The 7,457-nt window shown below is 68.8% G+C and carries 6 protein-coding genes; 3 read left to right on the forward strand and 3 right to left on the reverse strand.

Translation table 11 applies throughout. The annotated features are described in order from the left end of the window. Positions 1–216 precede the first annotated feature (216 nt). A complete protein-coding gene (locus tag QNJ30_22980; GenBank protein MDJ0946326.1) occupies positions 217–1,518 on the forward strand; it encodes a metallophosphoesterase in 1,302 nt (433 codons plus the stop codon). 126 nt (positions 1,519–1,644) lie between these two features. On the opposite strand, the gene QNJ30_22985 is transcribed toward QNJ30_22980, so the two are convergent. Then, on the reverse strand, positions 1,645–2,091 hold the full coding sequence (locus QNJ30_22985) for a VOC family protein (protein ID MDJ0946327.1): 447 nt from the start codon (positions 2,089–2,091) through the stop codon (positions 1,645–1,647). Positions 2,092–2,343: 252 nt separating this feature from the next. On the opposite strand from QNJ30_22985, the gene QNJ30_22990 reads away from it, so the two are divergent. Further along, on the forward strand, positions 2,344–3,402 hold the full coding sequence (locus tag QNJ30_22990; GenBank protein ID MDJ0946328.1) for an alpha/beta fold hydrolase: 1,059 nt from the start codon (positions 2,344–2,346) through the stop codon (positions 3,400–3,402). Positions 3,403–3,556: 154 nt separating this feature from the next. After that, positions 3,557–4,219 carry a peroxiredoxin gene (locus tag QNJ30_22995; GenBank protein MDJ0946329.1) on the forward strand — a complete coding sequence of 221 codons (663 nt, stop codon included), beginning with the start codon at positions 3,557–3,559 and terminating at the stop codon, positions 4,217–4,219. 59 nt (positions 4,220–4,278) lie between these two features. On the opposite strand, the gene QNJ30_23000 is transcribed toward QNJ30_22995, so the two are convergent. Next, the gene (locus tag QNJ30_23000) at positions 4,279–5,196 is read right to left on the reverse strand and encodes a DMT family transporter (protein MDJ0946330.1); all 918 of its coding nucleotides are present in this window, start codon (positions 5,194–5,196) and stop codon (positions 4,279–4,281) included. A 171-nt stretch (positions 5,197–5,367) separates the two neighbouring features. Next, positions 5,368–6,819 (reverse strand): MATE family efflux transporter, encoded by a 1,452-nt coding sequence (locus QNJ30_23005; protein MDJ0946331.1) that lies wholly within the window; start codon positions 6,817–6,819, stop codon positions 5,368–5,370. Positions 6,820–7,457 lie beyond the last annotated feature (638 nt).

Genomic DNA, 7,457 nt, shown 5'->3' on the forward strand with positions numbered 1-7,457 from the left:
GGTCGAACCGGATCTTCGGTGCCCCGGCCGATCCGATGGCCGGTTGCGACCGGGGTCCCGGGTCGGTCGCTGCGCCAACACGAGTTGACAGCGCGCCGCTCTTTCCCACCTAACGTGATCGGGAAGAGCGAGCGATCGAACCGCTGTGCCGCGCATTGCGTCGGCTCAGGCCGCGAAGACGGGTCGCCTGACTCTCCCGCGTCGGGGAGAGAAGGCATGGGGGGAATGACCCGCCGCAAGGTCTTGACCACATTGGCCCTGACGCTTGCACTGTCGGCGAATGCCTGCGCGCTGGATACCCGCTACCCTGCGCATCAGAATCCCGCACCACCCAGCCCTCCTGAGGAGGCGCAGATCACGCACCGGGTCATCCTGATCGGGGATGCCGGCGAAGCCGAAGCGGGCGACCCCGTCTTGGCCGAACTGCGGCGTGTCGCGGCCGAATTCGACAGTGCGCGGACGACCATCGTCTTCCTCGGCGACAACATCTATCCCGACGGTCTGCCGCCCGAGGACCACCCGCTCCACGAGGTCGCCAAATCGCGCCTGAAGGAGCAGATCGATGCCGCGATCGCGAACGGCGCCGAAACCGTCTTCGTCCCGGGGAACCACGACTACGGGCGGGAGGGCCAAGCGGCGCTGGTTCGGCAGGCGGACTATGTCAGGTCTTTAAGCGGCGGCGGCGCGGAACTGCTCCCGCGCGGCGCCTGTCCCGGGCCCATCGTGCGGGACGTAGGGCCGCGGCTGCGGCTCATCTATCTCGACAGCGAATGGCTGGTTCGCAGGGACCGGCTTCATCCCTGCGCCGCGGGAGATCCCGACGCCGGGATCGATCCGGCGCAGGACGTCTATGACGCGCTCGATGCTGCGCTGTCCGGCGCCGAGGGTCGCCTGGTCGTCATCGCCGCCCACCATCCGCTGGCGTCCTACGGGATGCATGGCGGTTTCTACCCCTGGCAGGTCCACTTCTTTCCGCTTTGGAACCAACCCGACCTCCGGGGCACGCCGGTGCCCTATCTGCTGCCGCTTCCGGTCCTGCCGTCCCTGGTCTACGTCTGGCCGAGGCAGGCCGGTCTCTACACCAGGGACGATCTTGCGCACCGGAACTACCGGGATTTCATCGAGAGGTTCGATGCCGTGCTGCGGCGCCATCCAGATGTCGAGGTCGTCGTGGCGAGTGGGCACGAACACAACCTGCAGATCCTCTCGCACCGGATCGAGGGTGCCCCGGACGTGCTGCAGATCCTCTCGGGCTCCGGCACGATCTATCCTCCGACGCCGGTCGGCGTGGCGGAGAACACGGTGATGGCGAGCCCGCGTTCGGGCTTCGTCGTGCTCGATGTCCTGAAGACGGATGACCCCACGACAGGTTCCCGGGCCTTCGTCGAGGCGATCGAAGTCGGGCCGTCGACGGTCGAAGACAAGGGTTCGGCCTCGCCGAGCCTCTACCGGGACTTCAGGATGTGGCTGCCGGTCCGGCGGTCGTCGGCGTCGAGTGCCGCACGATCCTCTCGCTGACTCTCCGCTCCGAGACACGCAAAATCCGGGGTGCGTTCTCGGACCAATGGGATTGGCCGCGGCTGGCGGCCATTGCTCCGACCCGCGGGAGTTCTTGCGGAGTCCGCAGATCCGGGTTCCAAATCTTCACGATTCGGGCGCGCAGCCCTTCCATCGGAACTCGCCCTTCGGGCCGAGCGGCGCAAAGGGATTCCAGGCGACCTCCCAGAGGTGGCCTTCCGGGTCGGCGAAGATGCCGGAGTGTCCGCCCCAGAAGGCGTCCTGGGCCGGCTTGACGACCCGGCCACCGGCCGTCTCGACGGCGGCCAGGACGTGGGCGACCTCTTCCTTGGCGCGCACGTTGTAGGCCAGGACCATGCCCCGGAAGCCCTCGCCCGCGGGCGGCACCTGCGCGTCCTCCGCCAGCTTGTCCCAAGGGTAGAGGCAAAGGGTCATGCCGTGGAGGTCGTAGGCGACGATGCTCGCGGCTTCCTCGCCCTCGTTGGCGATCCGCCAGCCGAGTCTCTCGTAGAAGGCGCGGGCGGCCCCCAGGTCTTTCACGCCAAGGGTGACGATGCTGATGCGCTGCTCCATGGGCCGAAGTCCTCTCTCACCCGGCGCGGGTCCGGCAGTGCGGTCGGGGAAAAGGCTCGTGCCGCTGGCCTTGCCCGCCGGGACTCCCCATGTCGTGATCTTACGACGTGTTGCGCTCAGGACAGGACCGCAAACTGAACGACCACGGCAAGCAGCAGTTGGGTGCCGACGGCAAGGACCGCCCAGACGTTCACTTCGCTCACGCTATGCTCCCTGTAGGACCGCAAGAGGATCGTAAGAAAAGAACACAACATGAACATAGAGGATCTTTCAAGGCCTTTCTCTAAGGGGCAGGAGCGGCCCACGGCGGCCGGGGCGGGGGCGAGCTTCGACCCGCCGGACTTCGTCGCCCGCTTCCCCTGGCTCGGCGGCGATCTGCAGACCCTGCGCAACTTCATCGTGCGGCCGCGGCCGGACCTCTCGCCCTGGCCCGCGCGGCGGGTCGAGCTGGCATTGGACGACGGCTCGGGGGACCGCCTGCTGGCAGTGCTGCAGGAGAACGCCGACGGGGCCAAGCCGCTGGTGGTCCTGGTCCACGGCCTGACCGGCTGCCAGGACAGCTTCTACGTCCTCGGCACGACGCGGCTTCTCCTGGAGCAAGGCTATCCGGTGCTGCGCCTCAACCTGCGCGGCGCCGGGCCGGGGCGGCCGCTGGCCCGGCGGGGCTACAACGCCGGCAGCAGCGCGGACCTGGCCGCGGCCCTGCGGGCGCTTGGGGCGCAGGACGGCCGGCTTCTGGCCCGGGGCCTCGCCCTGGTCGGCTATTCCCTCGGCGGCAACATCCTGCTCAAGTTCCTGGCCGAGGCGGGGCGCGAGCTCCCGGTCGTGGCCGCCGCCAGCGTCTCGGCGCCGATCGACCTCAAGGCGACCCAGGTCCGCATCATGGCGGCGCGGAACCGGGTCTATCATGCCTACCTGCTGTCGCGCATGAAGGCCGAGCTGCTGGCCACCCCGGGCGGCGTCCTGCCGGAGGTGGCGACGAGGGCACGGCGGGCGCGCAGCGTCCTCGCCTTCGACGACACCGTCGTCGCGCCCGCGGCCGGCTTCAACGGCGCCGAGGATTACTACGCCCGCTGCTCCGCTCAGGGTTTCCTGCCCGCTATCGAGGTCCCGGCGCTTCTGCTCCACGCGCGCGACGATCCCTGGATCCCGGCGGCCGCCTACGATGCCGCCGCCGCGCGGGCGCAAGCCAACCTGCGGATCCGCTTGGCGCCCGGCGGCGGCCATGTCGGCTTTCACGGCAAAGGCAGCCGGGCTGCCTGGCACGACCGGACGATCGCCGCGTTCTTCGATCGATCCATGGCGGACTGACGGCGCCTTCTCGAAAGACCGTCCTGGACAGGCTGCCGCCGTTGCGTTTTCCTTGAAGCCCGGTGGTATTTCACACACATCACAGTTCAGGGCTGTGCATAGCGCCGGCCGCAGGCGGCCGGCGATGCGGCCGCAGCAAAGGAAGGGGAGAAGGATGACACTGAGGATTGGCGACACGGCGCCGGACTTCGAAGCCGAGACCACGGACGGCCGGATCAAGTTCCACGATTGGGGCGGGGATTCCTGGGTGATCCTGTTCTCGCATCCCAAGGACTTCACGCCGGTCTGCACCACCGAGCTCGGCTACATGGCCCGGCTCAAGCCGGAGTTTGACCGGCGCAACACCAAGATCATCGGCCTAAGCGTCGATCCCGTCGGGGACCACGAGCGCTGGGCCCAGGACATCGAGGAGGTGACCGGCGGCAAGGTGAACTACCCGATGATCGGCGACAGCGACCTCAAGGTCGCCAAGCTCTACAACATGCTCCCGGCCGACGCCGGCGACAGCTCGGAGGGCCGCACGCCGGTCGACAACGCCACGGTGCGCAACGTCTTCGTGGTCGGCCCGGACAAGAAGATCAAGCTGATCATCGCCTACCCGATGAGCACCGGGCGGAACTTCGACGAGATCCTCCGGGTCCTAGACTCGATCCAGCTGACCGCCAAGCACCAGGTCGCGACCCCGGTCAACTGGCAGAAGGGCGAAGAGGTGATCATCGTCCCCGCGGTCTCCGACGAGGCCGCGAAGGAGAAGTTCCCGGACGGCTGGAAGGCGCCGAAGCCCTACCTGCGGATCGTCCCGCAGCCGAAGGACTGATCGCTCATTCAAATGCAGGCCGCGAGCCGTTCCGGCCCGCGGCCTGCCACGCCATCGGCTCAATCGGCCTTGCCGCGCTCGGACAGCCAGATGCCGCCCAGCACGAGGCCGAGTGCCACGGCGTGGAAGGCCTCGAAGGGCTCCTGCAGGAAGACGACGGCGAAGATCGAGGCGAAGACCGGCACGAGGTTCACGAAGACCCCGGCCCGGCCGGGCCCGATGAGCTGCACGCCGCGCATGAAGCTGAGCTGGGCCAGGAAGGAGGGGAAGACCGCGACCAGGACGACGATCACCCAGCCGGTCGTCGTCGGCCAGGCGAAGTCGCCGAAGGCGGCCTCGGCCAGGGCGAGGGGCAGGGAGGTCGCCAAGGCGGCCATCGCCATGATCGCGAAGAGGCCGAGGGAGGAGACCTCGGGGCGCCGACGCAGGCCCACGGTGTAGCCGGCGTAGAGCAGGCAGGCGAGCAACATCAGCAGGTCGCCGGGATTGAACGCCAGGGCGGCCAAGCGGGCCGGCTCGCCGCCGGAGGCGACGGTGGCGACCCCGACCAGGGTGACCAGCACGCCGGAGAGCTGCAGCGCCCGGACTCCGGTCCGATAGGCGGCAAAGGCGCCGAGCAGCACGAAGACCGGGATCGAGCCCTGGAGAATGCCGATGTTGACGGCGGTGGTCGAATGGGCGGCGACGTAGAACAGCGCGTTGAAGGCGGTGAAGCCCAGGGCGCCCATGGTCAGGACGAAAGGCAGGCGCCGGCGCAGCAACGGCCAGTCGCGGCGCAGGGCCTCACGGGCGAAGACCAGGAGCAGCAGGACCACCCCCAGCCAGCGCAAGGCGACCAGCGCCATGGGCGAGATCTCGCCGACCGCCAGGCGGCCGAAGACCGCGTTCGCGCCCCAGCAGAGGGCGGTGACCGTGAGCAGAAGATAGGCCTTGCCGTTGCTGCCGATCCGCGCGGGCGCTGTGCTGTTGGTCGTCATGCCAAGTCCGAAGGCGAAGCGGGCATCGCGCCCGAATCCGGGCGCTTGTCGCGGCGCCGTCGTCTCCCCCGTTCGCCGTGAAGGCGGGCTTGCGGCCCTGCGCCTAGGTGTGACCTCTCCGGGCCTGGGAGACAAGGCCCGCGCGCGCATGGCAGCCTCCCGGGAAGGGAGTCACGCGCCGCCTTCCGGCTCGCCGCGCGTCTTGGCCCGATCCTGGTCGAAGAAACCCGTCCAGCCGCGGTAGACGGTCAGCGGCGAGAGCGGGATGCGGAACATCTGGGTCCGGGTCGGCGAGGGGCCGAGGCGCTCCGGCACGGCGCAGAGCCACCAGGCGACGAGGTAGGCGCCGGCGCCGAAGATCACCCCGCCGGCCGCCTGTCCCAAGAGCACGCCCTCCGGGCCCAGCCAGGCGGCGCCGAGCCAGACCAGGGGGATGGTGCCGAGCGTCGCCCGGCCCCAGTTCGACCAGGTCGACCAGAGCGGGCGGCCCAGATTGTTGAAGGCCGCGTGGGCGACGAACTGGGCGCCCATGAAGGCGAAGGTGACGGCGATGAAGCTGGCGAAGAAGCCCCAGACCGCCGCCGCGCCGGGGCTGGCGCCGAAGGCCGCGGCGATCTGGTCCTGCAGGAGGAAAAGCAGGCTCGCCGAGACCAGGACAACCGCGGTCGAGAGCAGCAGGGCGTCGAGCAGGGCGCGGCGTATCCGCGCGAAGCTGCCGGCGCCGTAGTTCTGCCCGATCACCGGGCCGACCGCGCCCGACAGCGCGAAGATCACGCCAAAGGCGACCGGGATGATCCGGCCGACGATCGAGAAGCCGGCGACCGCGTCGTCGCCGAAGGCTGCCATGCTGGCGGTGACGTAGGCGTTGCCGACCGGGGTCGCGACGTTGGTCAGGACCGCCGGCCCGGCGATGGCGGCGATGCGTGCGGCGTCGCGGCCGAAGACGCGGGCCTTGAAGCGGCCCAGCATCTCGACCCGGACGACCACCCCGTAGGTGCCGGCCAGGAAGACCGTGGCGCGGGCCGCGAGCGAGGCCCAGGCCGCCCCGGCCACGCCCAGTTCAAGGCCGAAGATCAGAATCGGGTCGAGCACGGCGTTGACCAGTCCCCCGGCCAGGGTCGCAGACATTGCCAGCCGGGCGGCGCCGACCGCGCGCAGCACGCCGCCCGAGGCCATCGCCAGGGCGAGGACCGGCATCGACGGCACGATGATCCGCAGGTAGGTCGCCGAGAGCTCCAGGGCCCGGCCCTCGGCCCCCACCAGGCGCAGCAGATCGGGGATCGCCAGCCAGACCAGCACCGCCAGCGGGACCGTGACGATCAGCGCGAAGAGGCTGACGTGGACCACGTAGCGCTTGGCTCGCGCGGTCTCTCGGGCGCCGACGGCGCGCGCCACCAGGGCCGCCATGGCGATCGCCAGGCCGATGCAGATCGAGGTGGTGAAGAACAGGATCGAGCCGGCATAGCCGACCGCGGCCGCCAGCTCGACCTCGCCGAGCAGGCTGAGGAAATAGAGGTCCACCAGGTCGACGACGAAGAGCGCCATCAGGCCGATCGAGGCGGTGGCGGTCATCACCGTGATGTGCCGAAGGATCGAGCCTTCCAGGAACTTCGCCTCGGTCATTCCCCCTTATGGCGCAGAAGCGGACAAAGGTCCCGGCGTTCTTGCGCCGACTGCCGGGAAGCGCGCTTGCACGGAGCAAATGTTCATGATATGTTCTTTTTGATGAGATCGCAGAGCAAGGGATGGGGAGCCACCATGAGCAAGCTGGATTTCTGGGCCGTCGTCGCGGTCGGAGCGCAACTGACCCTGGCCGCCGTCGTACAGATCGCGGTGCTCTCGTGAACCGGTTTCTTTCGATTCTTTAGAGGGTTGCTTCGTTTTCTTTGACGCGGTCTTAATGTGAATAGGAGATGACCACACCCCGCTGTCATTGCCGGGGCGCGTAGGGGGGCGTAGCCCAGTGCTTCGCACCGCTTCGCGCGACCTGGCAATCCATGGTGCAGACGGCACGATGGATGCCCGGATCATGTGTGGATGGCCCCCGCCTTGCCAGGGTTTGTTTTGCGTTTTGGCGTCGGTCTTTGCTTGCGGTCATGTGTCCGGCCTGTTGTCGCGGCGGTGAGCCGCAGGCCCTGATGGGAACCGTGGATCGAGGCCTGATCAAGTCCGCGGGGTTGCTTGGCCCCTTGACCCGGGTAAGGCTGCTCTCGATCTGTCGCTTCACCGACCTTGCCATCACGCCTCTTCACCCTCGCAAG

It is taken from the genome of Kiloniellales bacterium (assembly GCA_030066685.1).
Taxonomy (GTDB): domain Bacteria; phylum Pseudomonadota; class Alphaproteobacteria; order Kiloniellales; family JAKSBE01; genus JAKSBE01.

Bases quoted from the DNA above. Each gene is read 5' to 3' on its own strand.
- QNJ30_22980 (MDJ0946326.1), top strand. From the start codon at position 217: ATGGGGGGAATGACCCGCCGCAAGGTCTTGACCACATTGGCCCTGACG.
- QNJ30_22985 (MDJ0946327.1), bottom strand. From the start codon at position 2,091: ATGGAGCAGCGCATCAGCATCGTCACCCTTGGCGTGAAAGACCTGGGG.
- QNJ30_22995 (MDJ0946329.1), top strand. From the start codon at position 3,557: ATGACACTGAGGATTGGCGACACGGCGCCGGACTTCGAAGCCGAGACC.
- QNJ30_23000 (MDJ0946330.1), bottom strand. From the start codon at position 5,196: ATGACGACCAACAGCACAGCGCCCGCGCGGATCGGCAGCAACGGCAAG.
- QNJ30_22990 (MDJ0946328.1), top strand. From the start codon at position 2,344: ATGAACATAGAGGATCTTTCAAGGCCTTTCTCTAAGGGGCAGGAGCGG.
- QNJ30_23005 (MDJ0946331.1), bottom strand. From the start codon at position 6,819: ATGACCGAGGCGAAGTTCCTGGAAGGCTCGATCCTTCGGCACATCACG.